The organism is Paenibacillus sp. NPDC056933, from assembly GCF_042674385.1.
Lineage (GTDB): Bacteria > Bacillota > Bacilli > Paenibacillales > Paenibacillaceae > Paenibacillus.
In genome coordinates this window covers 420,725-442,453 of sequence record NZ_JBHUQN010000001.1, presented here as the reverse complement: position 1 = coordinate 442,453, position 21,729 = coordinate 420,725, and the positions used below count along the sequence as shown (strand labels likewise).

Here is a 21,729-nt window from a genome sequence, read left to right as displayed (position 1 = left end):
TTACATAGGGTACAGTTTAGTGGAAGACGCTCTTTTTCACTTCACTTCTGTAGAAGCCGATCGTCCGGGTACTGGATCCTGAGGAGCGGGAGCATGATGTGCATTCCCTTTCTGATTGACGAATCTCTTCAGGTCACCTGTCAATTGTTCCTTTAGCTTGTCCACCAGCTGCGTTTCGCTGATGCCTTTTGCCTGAGCAATTTCAGCCAGCGACTTCCCGCTCTGAAGCTGCTGATGAAGTTGCTCCGGAGTGATGCCGATAAAGTGCGCAATAGCTCCCTTGTCCAGCATCGGACGTCTACTGCTATGGTGAGCAAACTCACGTCTTAATTCCCGCAAAGGTGTATTGATTACCTTCTTCAGCTTGGTATCCATACCCGCTTTGGCTGCTGCTGCCTGCTCTTTCGTGAGACAGCCTTCTTCAGCAGCTTTATCCAATCGCTGAGAAAGCGACGGCTTCAGCTTCTCCAATAATTGTTCTTCACTAAGTCCCTTGCGCTCTTTGGCAATCTGAGTCAGCGTTTTGCCAAGCTCCATCTGTTCCTTCATGTCCCGAAGCCCAATACCGAGTAAATCTGCGGTCTCCCCAATCATAAACAGGCCATGGCCTGCCTGCATACAAGGCTTGGTCTGATTTGTGGAGGTGGAAGATATCACCGCATGGGGCTCCTCAACAATTCTGTTCGAATCAGCAAACGCCATATGTCCATTTGTTGTTGATATAAATATGGCTGCCAGTCCGGCTGCCATCCACATTTTCCATCTGTATTTCATTTCTCTGCCGCCTTTCATATGTCAAAATCCTATGCTCTCTTAGTTTGAGCCTAACTTCCCCTTTTTTATGCCATAAAAATACAAAAAGTCATTATTTTTTTCACAATTCATCACTAAACCTCCTATTTTTTTCAATTCATTTCCGGTATACTTACAGTAACTTCATGATCTAGTCAAATAGTCCTTAATCACTTTATCACGGGAAGGGCGTAACCAAACGATGCGGAGAGAATGGTTTGATCCGTTTAAATCCGATGTGGAGGTGGTGTTCGCTGCGGCAGAGCAGCTGGTACAGAAATATCCTGAACCAATGTCAGAACATGCACTAGAACAGATTCATTTGGTCAATCCTTTGTTACGAGATTCGGGTCACAGCTATATTGGCTATATTATTCCGCTGTGGATGCATCTCTCGGATGGACTCCCCCAAGCGAAAGCACACAGACTGAGTACTGCCTGTCTCATGCATATGTTATATTTTCTGAATCAGGACGAAGTTATGGATGAACGCCCCACAGATACAACACTGAAGTTATCACTGGGTAATCTATACTATATGGACGCCCTCTGTGCATATTCGGAGCTTTTCCGCCTATCTTCCCCATTCTGGACATATTTCAGGCAGTACGTCGAGGATTGGGCCATAAGTGTCACCGGTGAGAACTCCATTGATTATTTCAAGAGAAGCCCATTGTTAATTGCACAAAAAGCCGCCCCACTTCAGCTTGGAACAGCTGGGTCACTCCTTCTTTTGGAACAAGGGCATCGCATTACTTCGGTATGTTCTGCCGTCAATATTGCATTGATGACACTCCAGATGACAGATGACTTCACAGACACGAAACAAGATGCTGTGCATGGAAATTACAACAGCTTCCTCTCCCACATATCCGCAGCATTGGAACACCCTTACCCGGCTCATCCTGTAAGCGAATGTGTACATGATAATGTGTACAATACTCAATTCATGAACTCTTATGTTAACATCGCCAGACAATATAATATGAAATTAACATCTTCTAACTTGGGAATTCCGCATCTCGAAGCGTTTAATTCCTACTTATGCAGCATTTTGGGACAGGCTGTTCAGAACATTGAACAGCATAAGAAAATGCTACTTCAAGGCGGGTTTCATTACTGGATGAGCGAGCAACATCATGGTTCCTGATCACAAGAGGCGAGCTGGTTCAGTTGAATTTTAAATATGAAGGGAATGTTGACGATGATGGTATCAGAAAAAACGTTGCATGAGGATATTATTGAGAAAGCCTGGACAGATGAGCACTTCAGACAACAGCTGCACTCCAATCCGAAGCAGGCGCTTCGTGAAGCATTTGGTATTGATATTCCTGAACACATTCAAGTTCGTACCGTTGAAGAACAACAGAACGATTATGTGCTCGTGATTCCTCCCAATCCATCCAAAGTGCAATATGATGTGAATTGCGGACCTTGGAGAAGTTAAGCAGTTTGTATTAATCGTGTTTTAAATCATTACAAGGGGTAGCGAACAAAAAAGCCATTGTACCTTCTGCCGGTTGTCATTCGACGAACTCGGCAAAAGATACAACAGCTTCCGTTCCTACCCCTTTTGTGCTTGTAAAGCTGATCTGCCCATGCATGGCCTCCACGATTCGGAAGGTGACCATCATCCCAAGACCCGTTCCCTTAATTTTATTTGAGAAATATGGCTCACCAAGCCTGATCAGCGCTTCCTCATCCATGCCTTCCCCATTGTCCCTGACATGCACTTTGACGAACCCATCTTGAGCATAGGCCCAGATATCAATCTGACCTTGTCCCTGCAAAGCTTCAATACTGTTCTTAATTATATTGATAAAAGCCTGTTTGAACTTGGAAGAATTGCCTCTGATCCATAGATTCGGAGGAATATCGGTTGTAATTTTACCACCTTCCAGATTAGCCATTGGTACAAGAATGCCTTCAATATGGTTAAACTCATCCCCGATATTCAGAGAGGTAATATGATCAAACTCGGGTTTGGCAAACGTAAGAAAATCGGTAATAATGCCAGAAGCCCGATCCAGCTCCTCCAGAGCAATTCGCACATATCCCTTGTTTTTGTTGTCCTCCTGCTCCGTCATGAGTTGAAGGAACCCTCGAGTCACCTGCAGCGGATTACGAACTTCATGGGCAACCGAAGCTGCCAGTTCACTAATAATCTCCATTTTCTCAGAGCGCTGCAATTCATTATTGAACAACTCCAATTCTTTGGAATATTCAAGCACTTTGGTATGTTTTTCAGCAAATCGACTTCCCAGTATGGCAATAAGAGAAATTACAAAGGCAACCATCGACCATTTCCACCAGATCAGGTGATAGGTTCCATTTCGCTGGTAATACCACAGTAGTTCAGCAACACTGATTAAGGCAAATGTGCCGAATCCCGTAGCAAGCAAAATGGCTTCCCTGTTCCGCTGCAACGCTTTGGTGATTGTGCCGATCAATAATATACTCAAAAGGACTACGAGAATGAATCCAATCACGTTCTGAACCAACACACTGTAGAACATGTCCCACTGACCGCCGGAAATAAAACTGATGAACAGGGCAGCCACAGCAACTATGGAATAGATAAATTGGAATTTTCTCAGTTTGGTGAAGATGCCATAAGGACCTGGTCCGATAATTTGTTCAAAAAAATAACAGAGTGCAGGCATGCCCATCAGCATTGCCAAGTCAAACAATACGGAGTATAGATTACCGTAAACCTGGTAGAACGTGTATAAAAATTGCGAATAGGTGATGATCATTGTTCCGATGGAACCCATTACGATGCATAGCGAAATCCACAATCCTTTATGAAATTTGCCCAGGAAAAATGTGCAGCTCAGCATGGTAATGGCTGTGAATACAAAGGTAGCCCCCAATATCACATCAAGTAATCCATTGTGAATGTACTTTTCCTGCAATGTAGCATACGACCCAACCTGAACCGTTCCGTAGATGCCAAGTCTGCCTCTCTCATTCTCGGACCAGACATATAGTGCTCCACCAGAATTTTCACTTGATAAGGGAAGCAATACAGCATTGTTATCATAATTGTAATGATAGTTCTCATACACCTTGCGATCTTCCAGGTAGATTACAATATGATTCCCTTTAATATTCTCAAAGCGAATTGCCGAGCTATCATCGCTTATTTCAGGAATAGTCACACGAGTCCAAAGCGAGCCTGAAGGTGGATCAATGATGCTGTATTCCATCTTTTCGGCGCTCTGCTTCTCCCAGATCTCGTCCGAACCTTGAACCTCGCTAATGAACCCCTGATCGTTTGCGTTCCCCCATTTTACTTCCCATCCCGTAATGGATACAGGTCTCTTAACCTCTCCTGCATTTGCTGAGATTATCCCGTGCGGCAAGCAGAGCATAATCAACAGGCTCATCCATAAGATGCTGATAGCTTTGGGCACATTTTCCATTTACAGCACCTCAAAGTTCTTATTTTCTCTAACCCCAAGTCCTCTCATTTATCATTCGCCATGGTTTAACGTGTCACCTTCTTGGAGGAAAATGAAAATTCATATTTTAGTAAATATATCGTTCTTTTTCCATTTCTCTATCGGAAATTCGAGGATTCTTTCTGTTAACCGCGCAAATCTTCGAACTGGTTTTCAATCATTTCACGCTCTTTCTGTTCAACCTCGGTACGGAATTCCAACCATTGCTCCGTTTCTTCATCGTCATAGATGGTCCATATATCCGAGAAAAGATAATCCCGTAACTGGACAACCTGTCCTGACCATATCCCGCCTACCCAGAACAGTCCATCTGGACGACGAATAACGGTACGGGAAAAACCGGGCGTAGATGCCTTCTGCCCAATTCGGATTCGAGTGATCATATTGCCTAGCGTATACCAATCCAATTGGAATCCCTCCCTCAACTTTGCATGTCTAATCATAACATAGGGAAAACATCAAATGCTGCAAAACCACCCATGGCGATTCAAGCTTCCCTTCCAGGTGTAATGGTTCTTCAAAGCAAACACTTACCCTTTAAGGAGATGATTCGAATGAACGAGCCACACAAAACGGTAGAGGTAGAACATAAAGACATTCAACATAAGTCAGACTCGAGCAGAGTGGCTTCCACATTTATCAAATATGCGGCTTATATCATTATTTTTTTCGGTTTCCTGTACTTTCTGGTCAAGTATGTGTTTCCCAAATTTTAAGTCGTAGCTTTTTGGCAACTCAAGGGAATCACTAAAACAAACAACCATTGAATATAACCCACTGAAAGGGAGTGTTACTTATGTTGTCAGACAAACCGATTAGCAATGAAGAGAGCGATCGCTATTACGACCGATATCAGAGGTTACGTGATATTCCACCGGAAACGGAGGTTCCTGAAGGAGATATGGATACCTTTGATGAAGTTTCCGGAAGACGAATCAATACCGAGGATACGGTGGATATGCCACCTGTAGCTGCGACAGCTGTGAAGGAACAGGAATTGGATTCCCGCTTGGCAGAAACGCCGCTTGAATCCGTACCCGATGCCGATCTTCTGCAACCGGACAGTCCGGTTGATCCAGCTGCACCCGATCCGGATGCGCTGCACGGTACAGACCTGCTGAACGGTGCCGGTGCAGATGCCAAACCTGAGAGCGATAACCCACCACGGCGCTAACACGTGTAACCCTAGCCTGATAAGGAGGTGCAAACACGATGAAGGATGAACACAAACGAGATGTACACGAGCCTGATAACCTGGTGACCGAACGGGATATTGATCCGGGATTCGGACTGTTCACGGAAGAATCTTTCCCGGGAGCATTAAAAGATGAGGATCAGCTTGATGCTGTGGAGCATGCCATTCCCAAGGAAGAACAATCTTCAAAGAATGCATCTGCTCGAAATCGAAAGTAGGCTGCATTCAAATTGCTTGGAATCGGCTTCTAAATACCAACATAGGAAACCTCGTCACACCGAGGTTTCTTTTTGTTTTATATTATTAAAGGAATGGAAAAATCCACACAGAAAAAGATGACTTCCGTAACCTGCGGAGCCATCTTCCCTGCATGCCTTCTACTTCTTCTGCCCATTGATCATTATCGTTTATTTCGGCATAGGATTGCCCATTCCCGGCAATTTATGTTCCAGTCTGGCCCACTTCGCCACAATGGCGGTAATCAGGAGTGCAATTCCATTGATGATAAAAATCCAGCGGATCGGCAGCCAGCCACCGAGAACACCACCGATAATCGGCCCCGCCATCGTACCGATCTGAGAAGCTGATTGATTCAGGCTGAATGCTCTGCCACGGAAGCCAGGTTCAGTCACTTGCACAATCATCGCATTAATCGCGGGGAACACCGCTGCGAAGAACAGCCCATACACAAATCGCAATATGCCGAATCCGATATAACCTGTAGTGAAAAACTGCAGAAGGTTACCAATCGCTCCACCAACGAGGCCAATGATCAGCACTTTGCCATATCCGATTCTCGAACCAATCTTACCCCAACGCGGTGCCATAATGACCGTTGCTACACCAACTGCGGAGAAAATAATACCCGAGCTGAGAGAGGCACGATCAGGCTGAATGCCCATTTCCATCACGTACACGGTCAATAATGGCTCCAGAATCATGACAGAGAACGTACATATGCCCATCATGCCAAGCACCGTAATAAATAATCGATTGGCCCTGGCCTCCCGGATATCATCCATCACATGAGAACGCGCTTTGTTCCGGTTGAAGTTCTCTTCTTTTACCCAGAACGTCGCGATCAGAGCGGAGACTAACACCACGATGGCTGAAAATAAAAACGCATTCCGGTTACCGTAATAGTGGCTTACCACCCCGCCAATTAACGGGCCGATGATACCCCCTGTTGCCCCGGCTGTAGACATGATACCCAGTGCATACCCTGTCTTCTCTTCCGGTGTGTTGGTGCCCACCAGCGCAATGGCCGCCGGAACAAACCCCGCCAGCAGTCCTTGAAACAAACGAACCACGATTAGCGAATAGGGGTCCTGCACAAAATAATTGATCAAATACAAAACCGCAAGGCTGTATCCCGACCGGATCAGCATTGGCTTGCGCCCGTATTTGTCAGCCAGTGACCCCCAGAAGGGAGACACCAGCGCACTTGCCAGGAAGGTGATGCCGAAGGCAAGCCCTGACCAGAACTCCAGGTGATTACGAACGCCCAGATCGCCACTCAGAAACAAAGGCAGAAATGGGATGGAGATTGAATAAGCGGTGCTGCAAAAGAACACACCAATCCACAAAATCACCAGATTACGCTTCCACGAGAAGTCCATATACCCGCACGTCCTTTCCGTTACTGACGCCGGGACTGCCGTGTATTGGAGCGGACGGAACAGACCCGTACGTCCCTGCTGCGGAAGCATTTTCCTTATTTTACACCTCTGTAAGCATTTACACCATCCCTTGCTGTCCTTAACATCTGCCTTGCATTGCCATTTTGTCCGCAAAAACGGTATGATAGTTGAGGGATTATCCGAGAATAATTCTGACTAAATATATTATGCAGAGATGCAAGGGGGAACGTTCTTATGTCTTTTCGGTGGAAAAAAACAACAGCTGTGTCGCTCGTTCTGGCGATGCTGCTTATTGTCATTAATGGTTGCGGACGCCCTTCAAGTGGCGCAACGGAAGCTGTCCCGGCACCGCCTGAAGGTCCAAATCCAGTGGCTACAATTGAAATGCAAGACGGGCAAAAAATTGTCATCGAGCTGTATCCTGAGATTGCGCCCAATACCGTGTACAATTTCATCTCATTAGCGAATAAAGGTTTCTATGACGGATTGATCTTTCATCGCGTCGTTCCAGGGTTCATGATTCAGGGCGGTGATCCGAACGGCAATGGTTTAGGCGGTCCGGGATATACCATTAAGGGTGAATTCACTTCCAATGGGCACAAAAATCATTTGAATCATACCCGTGGAGTCATCTCCATGGCACGTAAATCCGATAATCTGGACTCCGCAGGCTCCCAGTTTTTCATCATGTTAGCGGATGCCGATTATCTGGATAATGCGTATGCCACATTCGGTAAAGTGACAGAAGGTATGGACGTCGTTGATGGCATTGCAGCTCAACAAATAGGCGAACATGACAAACCGGTTAACGATCAGGTGATGAAAAAAGTCACGGTTGACACCCACGGTCTGGAGTATCCAGAACCGGTAAAAATGCCTTAATTGCTAATACAGCCAATCATCATCAGCTCTACGTTTTACTTGTAAGACAAACAAAAGCTCTGTCCTGCGCATTCCCGCAAGGCAGAGCTTTATTCAATGTTAGCGTTTACATAATTGACTTTATAAAAAATGCCCTCATCTGGCACGACTCTATATGCAGCAGCTCTGCAACCCGCTGTTCTCAATACATCCATCCCATCAAACGCAACCATCCGATGATCGCGATCCATAGCGGGCAGCTGAAAGCTACACCCCATGCAAGCCCTTTCAGTAAACTGCGGTTTACTTCCACGAACAACGACTCCTTTCTTCAGGGAATAGTCGCAGTATCGGTAATAATATATGAGTTTATACCCGCTTTCATTCGTCACGTAACCCTCTATTTCCTGCTTTTGTTCTTTCGTTTCATGGAATGGGTTACGTGAACCTGATATACTATGACTACTGAAGTATAAATGGAAGCTGATTCATGTTTTTGAAAGGAGATTATCCCATGGCAAAATCAAAAAAAAACACCCCTGCTCCCAAAGCAGCACAAGATAAACCGACCACACTGAAGGACCTGCTGAGCAGTGATGTACTGGAGAAATTGAAAGCTCAGGCGGACGAGGCCAAGGCTGCCGAGGCAGACCGCAAAGAGCAGGAACGCCAGCAAGCTGAAGAAGTCCGTAAAGCGGAACAGAAGCGAAAAGATAATGATTTTGAGTACTTGTTGAACAATAGTTCGATGGACTGGAAGAAACATAAGTAAATAGGCAGCAAACCGATGGTTTTATCATCCAGGATGCAAATGAAGGGCCGCCAAGCGGTCCTTTTTTATATGGTTTCAACTGATTCACCTTTTCAGAGCCGGGTATGTAGAGATAGAGAGTAATACTGACAATTCATAGGAATCGGAGGGATCAGGATGACTGAACAACGTTTGCAAGGGAAAGTTGCGATTGTGACCGGGGGTGGATCTGGTATCGGTCAAGCTACTGCCATTCGTTTTGCTGAACATGGAGCCAAAGTGTTCTTGCTGGACCGGACCCCGGAGAATGCTGAGAAGACCAAACAGACGATAGAGAACGCAGGCGGAGAAGCCCACGTCATTGAATGTGATATATCCAAACCGGACAATGTACAGAAGGCCATCAATCAGGCGGTAGGGAAAGCCGGACAGCTGGATATCGTGTTTGCCAATGCCGGCATCAACGGCACGATGGCTCCGATTGAAACGATGGAACCTGAGGACTGGGACCAGACGATGGGCATCAATATGCGCGGCACGTTTGCAACTGTGAAGTATGCCATCCCCCATTTGAAGGACCGGGGAGGAAGCATTATTATTACAAGTTCCATTAACGGTAACCGTGTATTCTCTGGCATCGGGTTCTCTGCATACGCCTCCAGCAAAGCAGGGCAAACGGCTTTTACGAAGATGGCTGCACTGGAACTTGCCCAGTATAAGATTCGTGTCAACGCCGTATGTCCGGGCGCCATTGATACCAACATCGATGACAATACCTATCCTTCAGACGATCTGAAAGAAGTACAGATTCCTGTTGAATTCCCGGAAGGTCATGAACACCCGCTCAAGGGTGAACCCGGAACGTCGAAGCAGGTGGCCAATCTGGTGCTCTTCCTCGCCTCAGATGAATCTTCCCATGTGACCGGTACCCGGATCTACGTGGATGGAGCGGAATCTTTATTACGTGGATAAGGATTCATATTCTGCTCACTGTGAGTTAACAGCTCCAACATCCCGCAAACTGCCTGGATATCCAGACTGCTGCGGGATGTTTGGTTTCATCTTTAACTAGAGTGCTGAACTCTTTCCTCTCTTCACGCGGTTATTCAGCCGCTCCGGAATGGAAAAAATCAGCAAGTACATCAGGGAAAATATCACGATAGCCAGTACCTCTTCCCCAAGAATGTACAAAGGATATGGGCCCAACATGTCGAGCACGGAAGGCGTATCCGGTTTATGTCTGAGGAACATATAATTGGCGTTAAGCAGGACATCCACGCCATATACGATCAGCGCAGCCATATTCACGAAAATCATTGAACCCAGCACCGATTTCCAGCTGGGACGCATCTGTTCCACCCAAGTCATATAGAGCAACGCCAGAATAATACAGGCGTGAGCAGCAAAAAATTGAATAAAACGAAAATGCGCATAAGCATATCCGAGGTTAGGCGTTACGATCGCCATCAAGGCTCCTGCTATTCCTGCGAACAGCAATGCAGAATGAAGCAATCGGCTGCGTATCAATAATAGTAGCGCTGCTAACAGAAGGGACAGACTGCATAGTTCCAGCGGCAATGAAGTCTGAAGACTCCAAACACCCCCATATACATACCAGAGCTGAAGAACGCTCTCACAGCCGAACATGACACAAGCCAGGGTAATACGAATGATACGGCGTGTGTTGGGTGACAATGAACGTAGCCAGTTCCGAAGCAGGAACATCAGTATAATCAGTACAGCAGTCAGGCTGATCGCCCATAGATGCGAAGTGGAAAACAGCATAAAAGGCTCTGTATCATAAGGGTCAAGCCACTGTGGAAAAGCCATGTGTTTCTTACTCCTTCCCATTTCACAACACAATATATCTCTTTAATGTTAACTTTTTCATTTTGGCATTGAATGAATGAAGTGTCCAGATGCAATTCTAAAAAAGGATTGTTATTTAAATATCTTTATGTTAAGATAAATTCAACAACGAAACAAACTAAAAGTTAGTAACTTTATTTATGGAAATATTATAAATATGTTCTTCTAAACATTTACACGATAACGAAGAGGACAGAAATAAACTGAAGAAGCGAAGCTGCAAGCTTTCTACAAGAAAGCTACTTCGAAAGCATACACTTCGCCTGAAAGCTTTCTGAAAGAAGGCTGCTTCGGAAGCATACGCTTATCCCCGGATTTCCCCCATTGAAAAGAGGAATCATAAAATCTGGGGATAACAGCGATCGGAAGGTTATTCTGTCATCGGAGTGCCCGTGTAAATACTCATTAGTTGAACCTATATAACCAGGAGGAATTATTATGCAAATCAAAGGACTTCACCATGTATCCGCACTTACTGCACACGCCGCTGAGAATTATCGTTTCTATACCAACGTCATGGGGCTGCGACTCATCAAAAAAACAGTCAACCAGGATGATGTTTCGGTCTACCACCTCTTCTATGGCGATGAAAAAGGGAATCCCGGAACCGAACTTACCTTCTTCGAAATTCCGATGGCCGGGCAGACCCGCGAAGGCATGAACAGCATCTCGGCAACGTCACTTCGTGTTCCTAGTGATGCAGCTCTTACTTACTGGCAGCAACGTTTTGATGAATTCGATGTGCCTCATGGAGAAATCACTGAGCGAGGAGGGCGCGCCACGCTTTCGTTTAGCGATTTCGAAGGACAGCGCCTGATTCTTGTCTCCGATGAACACGATGCAGGTGTTGCCGGAGGCAAACCTTGGGATCAAAGCCCCGTACCTGCTGAATATGGTATTGTAGGCTTGGGCCCGGTGCATCTTACCGTCAAAGATGCATCTCTTACCACTCCAGTCCTCACAGAACTGCTCGGCTTCCGTCAAAAAGGGACGTATCCTGCTTTTGTCGCAGGTCAACCCGATGTACTCGTCTTCGAATCCGGTGAAGGTGGCAGCGGCTCCGAGGTTCATGTCGAAGAACGAAACGACCTTGCTCAGGAACGTCCTGGACGCGGCAGTGTACACCATGTCGCCTTCCGGGTGGATAATGAAGAAGAACTGAAACAGTGGGTGGAAAGGGTTCATAACTTCCGATTCCCGAACTCCGGTTTCGTAGACCGTTTCTACTTCCGCTCTCTGTACTTCCGTGAACCAAATGGTATCCTGTTCGAACTTGCAACAGACGGTCCCGGCTTCGATACGGATGAAGAAATGGCTCATCTTGGTGAATCCCTGGCGTTGCCTCCATTCCTTGAAGGCCGCCGGGCTGAGATCGAATCCAAACTGAAACCGCTGGACACCATGATTCGATAATCAACGATTCCAATAGAAAAAAATAAACGATTATCGCTGTGCATCATCCCGAGAAACCCGGCTGATGTTCAGAGGATAATCGTTTTTCACGTACCATAAAGTCATTTTATTTGATCAAATAAGATGTAGTCAGGGGCACAAACAGGGAAGAATCAGGCGTCTCTTCCACAATCTCGACAACCACAAAGTCCGTTTTGGATACATCCACATCAACACCAATCAAACCATCTTCCGCAGCAAGCGATACAGATTTCAGGGTAGTATTATTGCCATCCATTATTTTAATTTCCTGGGAACCCCCTACTGCTGCCAGTTCGAGATGTAATTTGGAATATTTCTTTTTCGTCATGATTTGGAAGCTGTTTCCCAGCTTGACCGAATCATTATGCAAATAAACATCTTTGTAATCCTTGCCCTTATAGGAAGTATCTGCAGGATCTTTGGTATGCCAATCAGACGTTCCCAACACGGTTTCTCCGAGCGAACTCAATGTCAGTTTGTTCGTTTCCGTTGGAGCTGATCCATTACTTCCGCCAATAATTACGGAGGAGCTAGCACTGTCATAACTGATCTCAGTACCCAACAGGTCACCTACTGCACGTACAGGCAGATAAGTCGTTCCATTGTACGTAATCGGTAAAACTGTCTTGCCATTGGCATCTTTGGCTGTTACCGTTGTCCCATTCATTTTCAGAGATATCTTGCTGTTGAGAAATGCTTTGATCGGTTCAAGACCCGTTGCTGCCAATGCCCCCGTACCGATACCGAGTGTTAGTGTACCCACCATTAAGCCCAATACGACCTTCTTCTTCATTAACTATACCTCCTGAAAGTATAAAATAGATGAGTTCCATCCTTTATACATTTAAACGACTAAAGTAAGAATGTCAATCTTTTCAAGGAAAATTTCTGGAATAAAATTTGAATTTGGATAGCACAAAGCGAGGCTAAATGTATACGATTTTTTCAGCCTCACCCTTTTCCCTGTGCCATTAAGACAATGGGGGTATATTTTTTTCATTGCTGCTGCAAGTCCGCTCTTCTCTAATTAACTGATTCAATCAAACGATTCATAGTACTCCTCTTCATACTCTTCTGTGCTGTACTTCAAATCTGAAGCCTTCCATTCGCCATCTTTATATTCATAGGCAAAAGTTAGATCACCGTCATATAAACCATTCCCATAAGCACCCGCTGCCGATACAACTAATTTCCCATTCTCCACACTGTAATAAACAACACCGCCGAACTTGAGTTCTTCGTTATACACTCCCTCGCTAGTGTCTTCCTCCACCAGAGAAGGTTCTGCATGAACCCCGTCAACGGTAACGTTGATCGTAATCTGACCTGGCGCCACACGGACTTTCGATTCCACATGCTGCTTCACAGTCGCATCCAGTGATTGCATCTTCATCTCTTCCAGCGTACTTGGATCGATAATATGCGCCTCGCCCAGATAAATGCCTGTTCCATGACCGGCTGTAAACAACACAACAATCTCCTTCTTGCCATCTCCGTTCAGATCCAGCTCGTGCACTTCGGGTTTATAAGATCCACCTTCACCCTGCCATTCGCCGAATTCCCGAGTCTTTCCGTTCACTTCCAGCGCCATTCCGTTATATATATATCCTGAACCTTCAACTTTCATGGGGTATAATTTTACGTTTTCATTCTCTGGAGCAACCGAAACATACTCCTCCTTAACGGGAGTTGTTTCTTTCGTTGTAAATGTTGTTTCATTCATTGTTTCTATATTGGAAGCCGAGACCGCTGCGGTCTGGCTGGTTTGATCATCTATGTTAAGCTGTTTTTGCGATTCATTCATGGTTCTGGCAGCTGAGGTTATACTAATCGTAGCTACCGCCAAAATAATCATCAGCAGGATACCTGTCCAAGTTTTCAATATGCTGGGCTCCTTCTTCTATAATGGATTAATTCTATTATATCGTCATTATCGGTCAATTGTTCAGATTTTGTATAGATTTTTGTTCAGACTCTAGAAAAAAACTTTACGAATATTTATTTTTACGAAAGAATGTTCGGCTTTAACCATAATAAGCAAAATAACGATATCGAAGTACGAAAAAAAAAGCATTCCGGAACAGCCTAAGGCTGCATCCGAAATGCTTTCGTTTTGTCCATTAATCGATCGGTTAGCTGTCTCAGCTCTTCAGCCGAGGACGATATTTCCTCCATGATTGCCGTTTCTTCATGCGCTGCATCCATAATCCGTCTCGCTTCATCCGAGAACGATCCGGCTTCTCCCTGAATCTTTTTCACATGACCGTGTGTCTGTTCCACGCGGCCCGTCTGTTCTGCAATCTTGGACCCGATGTCATGTGCGCCTTTCATGAACACTTCCACGGTGCCCGTTAGCTCTTGCAATGTCTGATCGACAGAGATTGTACGCTCGGATTCGTTAATAACCAAACCATGCTGTTCATGAATCAGTTGAGCTGTGTCCTTAATTCGTTGCTGTACGCGGCTGATCAGTTCATTAATCCGATGCACTGATTGTTTGCTCTCATCTGCCAGCTTCCGGATCTGTTGGGCCACCACAGCAAAACCTGAACCCTCTTCTCCCGCACGTGCGGCCTCAATGGAAGCATTCAGGGCAAGCAGGCCTGTTTCCTCTGCAATGTTTTTGACCGACTGGGTAATGGCTTCAATATCGGAGGCTTCCTTCTCGAGCAACAACATGATGTCACGGGAACGATTGTGGGACTCCGCCAGCTCGTCCATTCCTTTCATTAAAGAAGAAAAGGTCTGCTTCGTGTGATCTACCGATCGTTCCATCTGGCCGGACATTTCTGTCATGCTGATCGACTGACTGTGCATACGCTGAAAATCATTCAGCATCTCCCCTGCTGTAACCAGTGATTTCTCGGAAGTCACCTTCTGTTCTTCTACACCCACTGCAATATGATCCACGGCATCCGACATCATCTCGATCTGCTCCGCTGCCTGGGTAATGGCTTCACTAAGTGACTGGGCATTCTGTGAAGTTGTTCGTGTGCTATCCGAGATATCGTTCACGATACTTCTCAGATTGGAAACCATTACGCGAAAAGCATCATACAATACAGTAAGTTCATCTTCTGTAAGCCGCTGCGGAATCTCGACCGTCAAGTCTCCCGATGAGACTTGTTGTGCAGCACGGGACAGATGCACAATTGGACGAGTCAGCCAGCGAGAGGCAAACCAGCCCAAAATTCCGTTCCAGCAGACACCCATGACAAGAACGATGGAGACATACAACCAGCTCGGCATGGAGAATGAGAGCCAATCCTGGAGAAAAAATATAAAAAAGCCGCTAGTTCCGTACGTAATAAGTGAAATTAGTACCAAGCCTGCGACGGTTTTTGCGCCTAAAGTCCATTTCATATGTACACCTCATAGTCCTTTTTTCCTATTTTACCAGTAGATAACCAAATAACATGTGATTTAGATCACTGCAAACGACAAATTGATGGCTGTCCTGATGCCCATGCATGACTTCATTCAAGTGGAGCATAATGGATAAGACAGATTTTTACGGGTTAGCTGAATGACCATTTAGTCAAGGTGATATCCTTAATTTAAATTATTTATCGGCAATTCGGGTGAAATCATTTAGGTTGGCATCCATTTTGCTTAAATGATATACTGAGTGCGCTTCGGCATTGCCGGAGCTGACCTATTTTTGGATGCCACTGGAGGCGAACGAAATGTCTACAATGTCCACAAGGACGGAGAAAGATTTTATTGGAGAAAAAGAAATTCCTGAGTATGCCTATTACGGAATACAGACGGTACGGGCTGTAGAAAACTTCCCGATTACCGGCGTTCCGGTTCACCGGGAGCTGATTACAGCTCTGGCTGCGGTGAAGAAAGCTGCAGCCATCACAAATATGGAGCTGAGAATGCTGCCGCGCAAAATCGGCGATGTCATTGTCATGGCTGCTGAAGAAATGATGAAAGGCCATCATCTGGATCATTTTATTGTAGACTCCATTCAGGGCGGTGCTGGCACCTCCATGAATATGAATATGAACGAGATTCTCGCGAATCGCGGGTTGGAACTGCTATTGCAGAATAAGGGAGATTACTTCCACTGCAATCCCAATAACCATGTGAATATGTCCCAATCCACCAATGACGTGATCCCAACCGCACTGCGCATTGCGGCTTATCGGCTATCCGAAACGTTGTTGGATACGATGAAGCGTCTGCAGGCTGCCTTCCACAAAAAGGAACAGGAATTCGATGATGTAGTCAAGGTAGGCCGGACACATCTTCAGGATGCCGTACCTATTCGGCTCGGACAAGAGTTCGGTGCCTATGCACGTGTAATCGGACGTGATATAGAGCGTCTCCAATTCGCGAATCGCCGCCTGCTCACCATTAACCTGGGAGCGACAGCTGTAGGTACAGGCCTTAACGCCAAACCCGAATACATCGTCAAGGTCACGGAGCATCTGTCCGATGTGACCGGATTGAATCTGCATACGGCTGAAGATCTCGTGGATGCCACGCAGAATACAGATGCATACCTGGAATTGTCAGCTGCGCTGAAAGTATGTGCGGTCAGCCTGTCCAAAATCTGTAATGATATTCGAATGATGGCTTCCGGCCCACGTGCGGGATTCAACGAACTGCGCCTGCCGCCCCGTCAGCCTGGTTCTTCCATTATGCCGGGTAAAGTCAATCCGGTTATGGCTGAGGTCATCAATCAGGTATCCTTCCAGGTGATGGGGAACGACCATACGATCTGCATGGCCTGCGAAGCCGGTCAGTTCGAGCTGAACGTTATGGGCCCGGTTATCGCATTCAACTTGCTACAGTCGCTGAAAATTATGAATAACGGCATCGATGTATTCACCCGTTATGCCGTGGAAGAGATGGAAGCGAACCGTGAACGCTGCGAGCTGATCATGAAGCAAAGCTTCAGCGTAATTACAGCGCTCAATCCACATCTTGGCTATGATGTGGCAGCTTCCATTGTAAAAGAAGCGTTGAAAACCGGACATACGTTGCAGGAGATTATTCTGGAACGGGGTCTGCTGACACCGATCGAGCTGGAAGAAATTTTGCACCCGGAGCAAATGACCACACCAGGGATTGCCGGAGAACATTTCCTGCGTAATATGGAACGATTGTAAGCTGTTGAAGTTCAACAATGAATATTTGCACTGAAACTCCGATGACAGAACAACCTTTCGATCGCTGTTAAATCGGAACGAACAACCCCCGCAGACCGGTACCAGGCCCGCGGGGGTTTTATTTATAGCCTATATCTCGAATCAAAGGCTCATTCATGCCCAGCGTTTCCGTTCTAGCGAGGGCAATATCTGAAGCTCCTCCCTGTACTTGGCCACCGTACGGCGAGAGATGACAATTCCTTCTTTGGCGAGCAACGCCGTAAGCTGACTGTCCGAGTATGGGCGTTCCGCCTGTTCGGAACGAATCAGGTCTTTCAGTCTGAGCTTCACCGATGGCGCAGAGGTCATTTCTCCGCTCACCTTTTCAATTCCGGAAGCAAAAAAAGCCTTGAGCTCATACATACCATGAGGCGTCTGAACATATTTGCCACTTACAGCACGGCTCACCGTCGATTCATGCATACCAACAACTTCGGCAATCGTCGCCAAATTGAGCGGTTTCAGACTGGCAGTTCCTTCACGAAGAAAGGATTCCTGTTCACTCATCACTGCAGTCAGCACACTCATCAACGTTCTGCGGCGCATGCGCACACTGCGAATAATTGCTCTCGCTTCGATTGCCCGACCTGACCAGACTTCATCTGCATTGGCGTCTCGAATCCAACGACAGCAAGCCTCGTTCAGGGATACACGCGGTATACCTGCTGAATTCAAGCGAAGAGAAACCTCATTGTTCCTGATATCCACAACAGCATCCGGAATAATGTAATGCAGACGTTCCATACACCCCATCGATCGGCAAGGTTTCGGGTCCAGACGGGCAATATAGTCATACGCTGCCTGCGCTTGCTTCGAGGTAATTCCCAGACGGTTCCCTGCTCTGCCGGGATGGAATCGAATGAGCTCCTCCAGTCCCTCCTCCACCATCAGCTCCGCATGCGGATTAGCAGCCCGGTCCCTTCTAATCTGCAGCAACAGGCATTCACGCAAATTGCGGGCGCCCACTCCTGCCGGGTCCAGCGACTGGAGGATGTCCAGAGCAGCTTCAGCCTCAGCCACGGATATCCCTTTTGCCAGTACAACTTCCTCCAGCTCCATGGCCAGATAACCATCAGCATTCACACAACCAGCCAGATATACAGCTGTTGTCTTCAGAGCAGAAGGGAGACCCAGCAAGCGAAGCTGGGACGTCAGCAGCTGTTCGAGCGTAGGCTCAGCCCCTCTTGCCTGTAGCAATGGATCGTAAGAATAGAGCTGCCCCTGATTCATTCGACGAGGGAGCCGGGCGCGCAGAGCAGGGGGTTCTTCCAGCTCAAGCACCGGATTCTCATCTGCGATGTCTTGCAAATAACGAGCCAATTCTTGACCTGACAAGGTTAGCAAATGAATGGATTGTTTCATCTCCGGCGTAATGGATAATCGAATACGCCCCTCCTGTATCAACTGAACGCCTAACATCCGTCTCCCTCCTTAGTGCTTCTCAAGCAACCTCAGTATGCCGACGAACAAAAGATCATTTTTTCAGAATAATAGCATAGAAACCAAATGATTGTCAGCGGATTCAAGCCCAACCGTCCAAATTTAATATTTCTCGGATACCAGCTTTGCTTGCGTGAACAGCAGCAAATAGTCTCTTCCGCCTGCTTTGGAATCTGTCCCCGACATGTTAAATCCACCAAATGGATGTGTGCCCACCAAAGCGCCTGTGCATTTACGGTTAAAATACAAGTTGCCCGCAAAAAATTCCCGTCTGGCTTGTTCCAGATGTTCACGATTACGCGAAATTACCGCACCAGTCAGACCATAATCCGTATTGTTGGCTATATCCAGCGCAGCTTCGAAAGAGTCTGCCTTGATAAAAGCCAGCACGGGTCCAAAAATCTCTTCCTGTGAGATCCGCGCCTGCGGGTCTACATCGGCAATAATGGTCGGTTCAATAAAATAACCTTCCCCATTCCCTGTAGTACCGCCCCATACAAGGCGTCCTTCCCCTTTGCCAATCTCAATATATTCTTTGATTTTGGCGTATGCTTTATCATCGATAACGGGGCCAACCTGACTACCAACTTCAAGCGGGCTGCCCATCGTCAGCTGCTTGGTCCGTTCAATCACTTTTTCGAGTACCTCGTCATATACATCTTTATGAATAATGGCGCGAGAACACGCGGAGCATTTCTGTCCGGAAAAACCAAACGCTGAAGCTGTAATAGATTCCGCAGCCAATTCCAGATCACTGTCGCTATCCACAACGATGGAATCCTTGCCGCCCATTTCTGCAATGACTCGTTTGATCCATTTCTGTCCCGGAGCGGTGCGTGCTGCACGTTCGTTAATCCGCAGGCCGACATCTCTGGAGCCTGTGAAACTGATAAAACGGGTAAGCGCATGATCTACCAGGTAATCACCAACCTCACTGCCCGGTCCTGGCAAATAGTTCACTACGCCATCAGGCACACCCACTTCCGCAAGCAATTCCATGAATTTGGCCGCAATGACCGGTGTTGTGCTCGCAGGCTTCAATACGACTGTGTTGCCGGAGACCAGCGCAGCCGAGGTCATACCTGCCATAATGGCGAGCGGGAAGTTCCATGGTGGAATTACAATCCCTACACCAAGCGGAATATAACTCAGCTCATTATCTTCGCCTGCAATCCGGGTAAGCGGCTGAGGCTCACTCAGCCGTTGCATCTCACGCGCATAAAACTCCATAAAATCAATGGCTTCCGCTGTATCCGCATCCGCTTCAGGCCATGTCTTGCCTGCTTCATATACCATCCAGGCCGAGAATTCGTGCTTGCGCCGCCGCATAAGCGCCGCCGCTTTGTACAAATACCGGGCACGTTCATTCGGGTCCGTATGTTTCCAGGTGCGGAATGTTTCCGCAGCGGTCTGGATCGCCTGCTCGGCGAGTTCCTGATCTGCCTGGTAGATCGTTCCGACGACCTGTTCTTTCACCGCAGGGTTGACCGAGGTTAGCGTGCGGGTACTTGTTATTTTTTGCCCACCAATAATGATGGAGTATTCCTGCCCAAGCTCAGCTTCTACCTTACGCAACGCGTTCTCAAATGCTTCCCGGTTAGCCGGGACCGTAAAGGGTGTGAATGGTTCGTTAACAAAAGGGATGTTCATCAATGATTCCTCCTTCAGAATTTGGGGTTCGCTGGCTGTTAGCCTGAGCTGCCATGCATTTTACTCATCACCCAATATATGTAGCAAAATCCATGCCAACTCCGATTGGAGAAGGAATATTTTTTGAGAAAAATATTTTTTGAAATAAATGTCTGCTTTATTCCCATCCAGACCAACTTTGGCATGATTATTGCTTGGTAATTTGGTTATGAAGAAGCATGATCCATAAGGAGGAAATCCCGATGAGTATCGGAACGGAAATGTACCGCAAGACGCTGCTGACCGTTGCAGGTAATAAAGCTGTGGAGAATCTGTCCATCAAATATGGCAAAAAGCTCGCAGGCAAGTTCATCGCTGGCAATACACTGGAAGAGGCTCTCGAAGAGATTCGGGCACTTAACAACAAAGGCATTATGGCGACATTGGATCATCTGGGCGAAGGCATTACCCAATTAAAAGAAGCCGCGTTGTACCGGGATGAGTATATACGACTGGTGGAAGGCATTGCCCGTCAGGGTGCAGACTCCAACGTCTCGCTTAAGCCAACCCAGATGGGACTTGCACTGGACCCGGATGAAGGTTACAACAATATCCGTGCTGTTGCCGTCAAGGCCAAGACACATGATCTGTTTGTACGTATCGATATGGAAGACAGCCCATTTACTCAAGCGACATTGGATATCGTGCGCCGTTTACACTCGGAGGGACTGGATAATACAGGAACGGTACTGCAAGCCTACTTGCATCGTACCGTGGAAGATACGCGGGACATGATTCGGGAAGGAATTCGACTGCGTCTGGTCAAGGGAGCATACAAGGAGCCTGCATCCGTAGCTTATCAGAATGCTTCTGAAGTGATTGATCAATTCAAAACCATGATTCGAAATCATCTCGATCAAGGCGTATACACCGCGGTTGCATCCCATGATGACAACATTATTAAATGGACCAAGCAGTACGCAAAGGACCGGGGAATCTCCCCCGATGCATTTGAATTTCAAATGTTATACGGTTTGCGCATGAGCGAACAGGAACGTTTGGCTAGGGAAGGATACCGCATTCGTTGTTACGTGCCCTACGGCACCATGTGGTACCCGTACTACACCCGCCGTCTTGCCGAGAAGCCAGCCAATCTCTGGATGGTCGTCAAAAACATGTTCAGATAGTTATTCTTCAGCTGAATCAACACATTATAAATGAACAACGACAAGAATAAAAACCATGCGGCCATTTTCTTTCCAGGCACATGGTTTCTTTTCTGTACATATCGTTCTGCAGAGAATCGGACCTTACCTAACCAATAGTTCCCTTTGTAATGTCTAAAAAATGAGCATTCTCAAATTGAAATGTCTACTTTTCTGGACACCATCCATTTCCTCTAAGAATTGAATATTGTCAATGGGTCGGTTGATAAAATGGCCATCGTATAACGCTGTACATCAACATCCAATGTCAAGTTTAATAACAAATAACC

General features: G+C 46.6%; 21 protein-coding genes. 11 read left to right on the top strand and 10 right to left on the bottom strand.

Annotated features, from left to right (window positions below):
* Positions 1–36 precede the first annotated feature (36 nt).
* Positions 37–774 (bottom strand): hypothetical protein, encoded by a 738-nt coding sequence (locus tag ACFTRD_RS01865; RefSeq protein ID WP_379377450.1) that lies wholly within the window; start codon positions 772–774, stop codon positions 37–39.
* Positions 775–994: 220 nt separating this feature from the next.
* Here ACFTRD_RS01865 and ACFTRD_RS01860 point away from each other — a divergent pair, with 220 nt between their 5' ends.
* Complete coding sequence (locus ACFTRD_RS01860) at positions 995–1,942, top strand: hypothetical protein (protein ID WP_379377448.1); 948 nt, start codon at positions 995–997, stop codon at positions 1,940–1,942.
* Between the two features lie 54 nt (positions 1,943–1,996).
* The gene (locus ACFTRD_RS01855) at positions 1,997–2,239 is read left to right on the top strand and encodes an NHLP leader peptide family RiPP precursor (protein ID WP_379377446.1); all 243 of its coding nucleotides are present in this window, start codon (positions 1,997–1,999) and stop codon (positions 2,237–2,239) included.
* 76 nt (positions 2,240–2,315) lie between these two features.
* Here the strand turns inward: ACFTRD_RS01855 and ACFTRD_RS01850 are convergent, their stop codons facing one another.
* Positions 2,316–4,217, bottom strand: coding sequence for an ATP-binding protein (locus ACFTRD_RS01850; protein ID WP_379377444.1), 1,902 nt, complete (start codon positions 4,215–4,217; stop codon positions 2,316–2,318).
* A gap of 164 nt (positions 4,218–4,381) precedes the next feature.
* A complete protein-coding gene (locus ACFTRD_RS01845) occupies positions 4,382–4,663 on the bottom strand; it encodes a hypothetical protein (protein ID WP_379377442.1) in 282 nt (93 codons plus the stop codon).
* A 147-nt stretch (positions 4,664–4,810) separates the two neighbouring features.
* Between ACFTRD_RS01845 and ACFTRD_RS01840 the strand changes: the two genes are divergently transcribed.
* The 3 genes from ACFTRD_RS01840 to ACFTRD_RS01830 all read left to right on the top strand — a co-directional run bounded on the left by ACFTRD_RS01840 (position 4,811) and on the right by ACFTRD_RS01830 (position 5,669).
* Positions 4,811–4,972 (top strand): hypothetical protein, encoded by a 162-nt coding sequence (locus tag ACFTRD_RS01840; protein WP_192264458.1) that lies wholly within the window; start codon positions 4,811–4,813, stop codon positions 4,970–4,972.
* Between the two features lie 80 nt (positions 4,973–5,052).
* Complete coding sequence (locus ACFTRD_RS01835; protein ID WP_379377439.1) at positions 5,053–5,430, top strand: hypothetical protein; 378 nt, start codon at positions 5,053–5,055, stop codon at positions 5,428–5,430.
* A gap of 38 nt (positions 5,431–5,468) precedes the next feature.
* A complete protein-coding gene (locus tag ACFTRD_RS01830) occupies positions 5,469–5,669 on the top strand; it encodes a hypothetical protein (protein ID WP_379377437.1) in 201 nt (66 codons plus the stop codon).
* A 189-nt stretch (positions 5,670–5,858) separates the two neighbouring features.
* On the opposite strand, the gene ACFTRD_RS01825 is transcribed toward ACFTRD_RS01830, so the two are convergent.
* Positions 5,859–7,070: an MFS transporter gene (locus ACFTRD_RS01825; protein WP_379381115.1), complete on the bottom strand. Its 1,212-nt coding sequence runs from the start codon at positions 7,068–7,070 to the stop codon at positions 5,859–5,861.
* 255 nt (positions 7,071–7,325) lie between these two features.
* Between ACFTRD_RS01825 and ACFTRD_RS01820 the strand changes: the two genes are divergently transcribed.
* The 3 genes from ACFTRD_RS01820 to ACFTRD_RS01810 all read left to right on the top strand — a co-directional run bounded on the left by ACFTRD_RS01820 (position 7,326) and on the right by ACFTRD_RS01810 (position 9,675).
* Positions 7,326–7,973, top strand: coding sequence for a peptidylprolyl isomerase (locus ACFTRD_RS01820; RefSeq protein WP_379377435.1), 648 nt, complete (start codon positions 7,326–7,328; stop codon positions 7,971–7,973).
* A gap of 493 nt (positions 7,974–8,466) precedes the next feature.
* On the top strand, positions 8,467–8,724 hold the full coding sequence (locus ACFTRD_RS01815) for a YqkE family protein (protein ID WP_379377433.1): 258 nt from the start codon (positions 8,467–8,469) through the stop codon (positions 8,722–8,724).
* 156 nt (positions 8,725–8,880) lie between these two features.
* On the top strand, positions 8,881–9,675 hold the full coding sequence (locus tag ACFTRD_RS01810) for an SDR family oxidoreductase (RefSeq protein ID WP_379377431.1): 795 nt from the start codon (positions 8,881–8,883) through the stop codon (positions 9,673–9,675).
* A 96-nt stretch (positions 9,676–9,771) separates the two neighbouring features.
* Here ACFTRD_RS01810 and ACFTRD_RS01805 read toward each other — a convergent pair whose 3' ends face one another.
* Positions 9,772–10,533, bottom strand: a complete 762-nt coding sequence (locus tag ACFTRD_RS01805) for a YwaF family protein (RefSeq protein WP_379377429.1) — start codon at positions 10,531–10,533, stop codon at positions 9,772–9,774.
* Between the two features lie 477 nt (positions 10,534–11,010).
* On the opposite strand from ACFTRD_RS01805, the gene ACFTRD_RS01800 reads away from it, so the two are divergent.
* Positions 11,011–11,985, top strand: a complete 975-nt coding sequence (locus ACFTRD_RS01800; RefSeq protein ID WP_379377427.1) for a ring-cleaving dioxygenase — start codon at positions 11,011–11,013, stop codon at positions 11,983–11,985.
* A gap of 106 nt (positions 11,986–12,091) precedes the next feature.
* Here ACFTRD_RS01800 and ACFTRD_RS01795 read toward each other — a convergent pair whose 3' ends face one another.
* From ACFTRD_RS01795 to ACFTRD_RS01785, 3 genes are all read right to left on the bottom strand, one after another.
* A complete protein-coding gene (locus tag ACFTRD_RS01795; RefSeq protein ID WP_379377425.1) occupies positions 12,092–12,799 on the bottom strand; it encodes a stalk domain-containing protein in 708 nt (235 codons plus the stop codon).
* 243 nt (positions 12,800–13,042) lie between these two features.
* Positions 13,043–13,888 carry a hypothetical protein gene (locus ACFTRD_RS01790; RefSeq protein WP_379377423.1) on the bottom strand — a complete coding sequence of 282 codons (846 nt, stop codon included), beginning with the start codon at positions 13,886–13,888 and terminating at the stop codon, positions 13,043–13,045.
* A 203-nt stretch (positions 13,889–14,091) separates the two neighbouring features.
* Positions 14,092–15,369 (bottom strand): methyl-accepting chemotaxis protein, encoded by a 1,278-nt coding sequence (locus ACFTRD_RS01785; RefSeq protein ID WP_379377421.1) that lies wholly within the window; start codon positions 15,367–15,369, stop codon positions 14,092–14,094.
* A 323-nt stretch (positions 15,370–15,692) separates the two neighbouring features.
* On the opposite strand from ACFTRD_RS01785, the gene ACFTRD_RS01780 reads away from it, so the two are divergent.
* Positions 15,693–17,126, top strand: coding sequence for an aspartate ammonia-lyase (locus tag ACFTRD_RS01780; protein ID WP_379377419.1), 1,434 nt, complete (start codon positions 15,693–15,695; stop codon positions 17,124–17,126).
* 153 nt (positions 17,127–17,279) lie between these two features.
* Here the strand turns inward: ACFTRD_RS01780 and rpoN are convergent, their stop codons facing one another.
* Positions 17,280–18,584: an RNA polymerase factor sigma-54 gene (rpoN, locus tag ACFTRD_RS01775; RefSeq protein WP_379377417.1), complete on the bottom strand. Its 1,305-nt coding sequence runs from the start codon at positions 18,582–18,584 to the stop codon at positions 17,280–17,282.
* Between the two features lie 123 nt (positions 18,585–18,707).
* The gene (gene pruA / locus ACFTRD_RS01770; protein ID WP_379377415.1) at positions 18,708–20,255 is read right to left on the bottom strand and encodes an L-glutamate gamma-semialdehyde dehydrogenase; all 1,548 of its coding nucleotides are present in this window, start codon (positions 20,253–20,255) and stop codon (positions 18,708–18,710) included.
* Positions 20,256–20,497: 242 nt separating this feature from the next.
* Between pruA and ACFTRD_RS01765 the strand changes: the two genes are divergently transcribed.
* Entirely contained in the window at positions 20,498–21,421 is a 924-nt protein-coding gene (locus ACFTRD_RS01765) for a proline dehydrogenase family protein (RefSeq protein WP_379377413.1), read from the top strand.
* Positions 21,422–21,729: the final 308 nt, after the last annotated feature.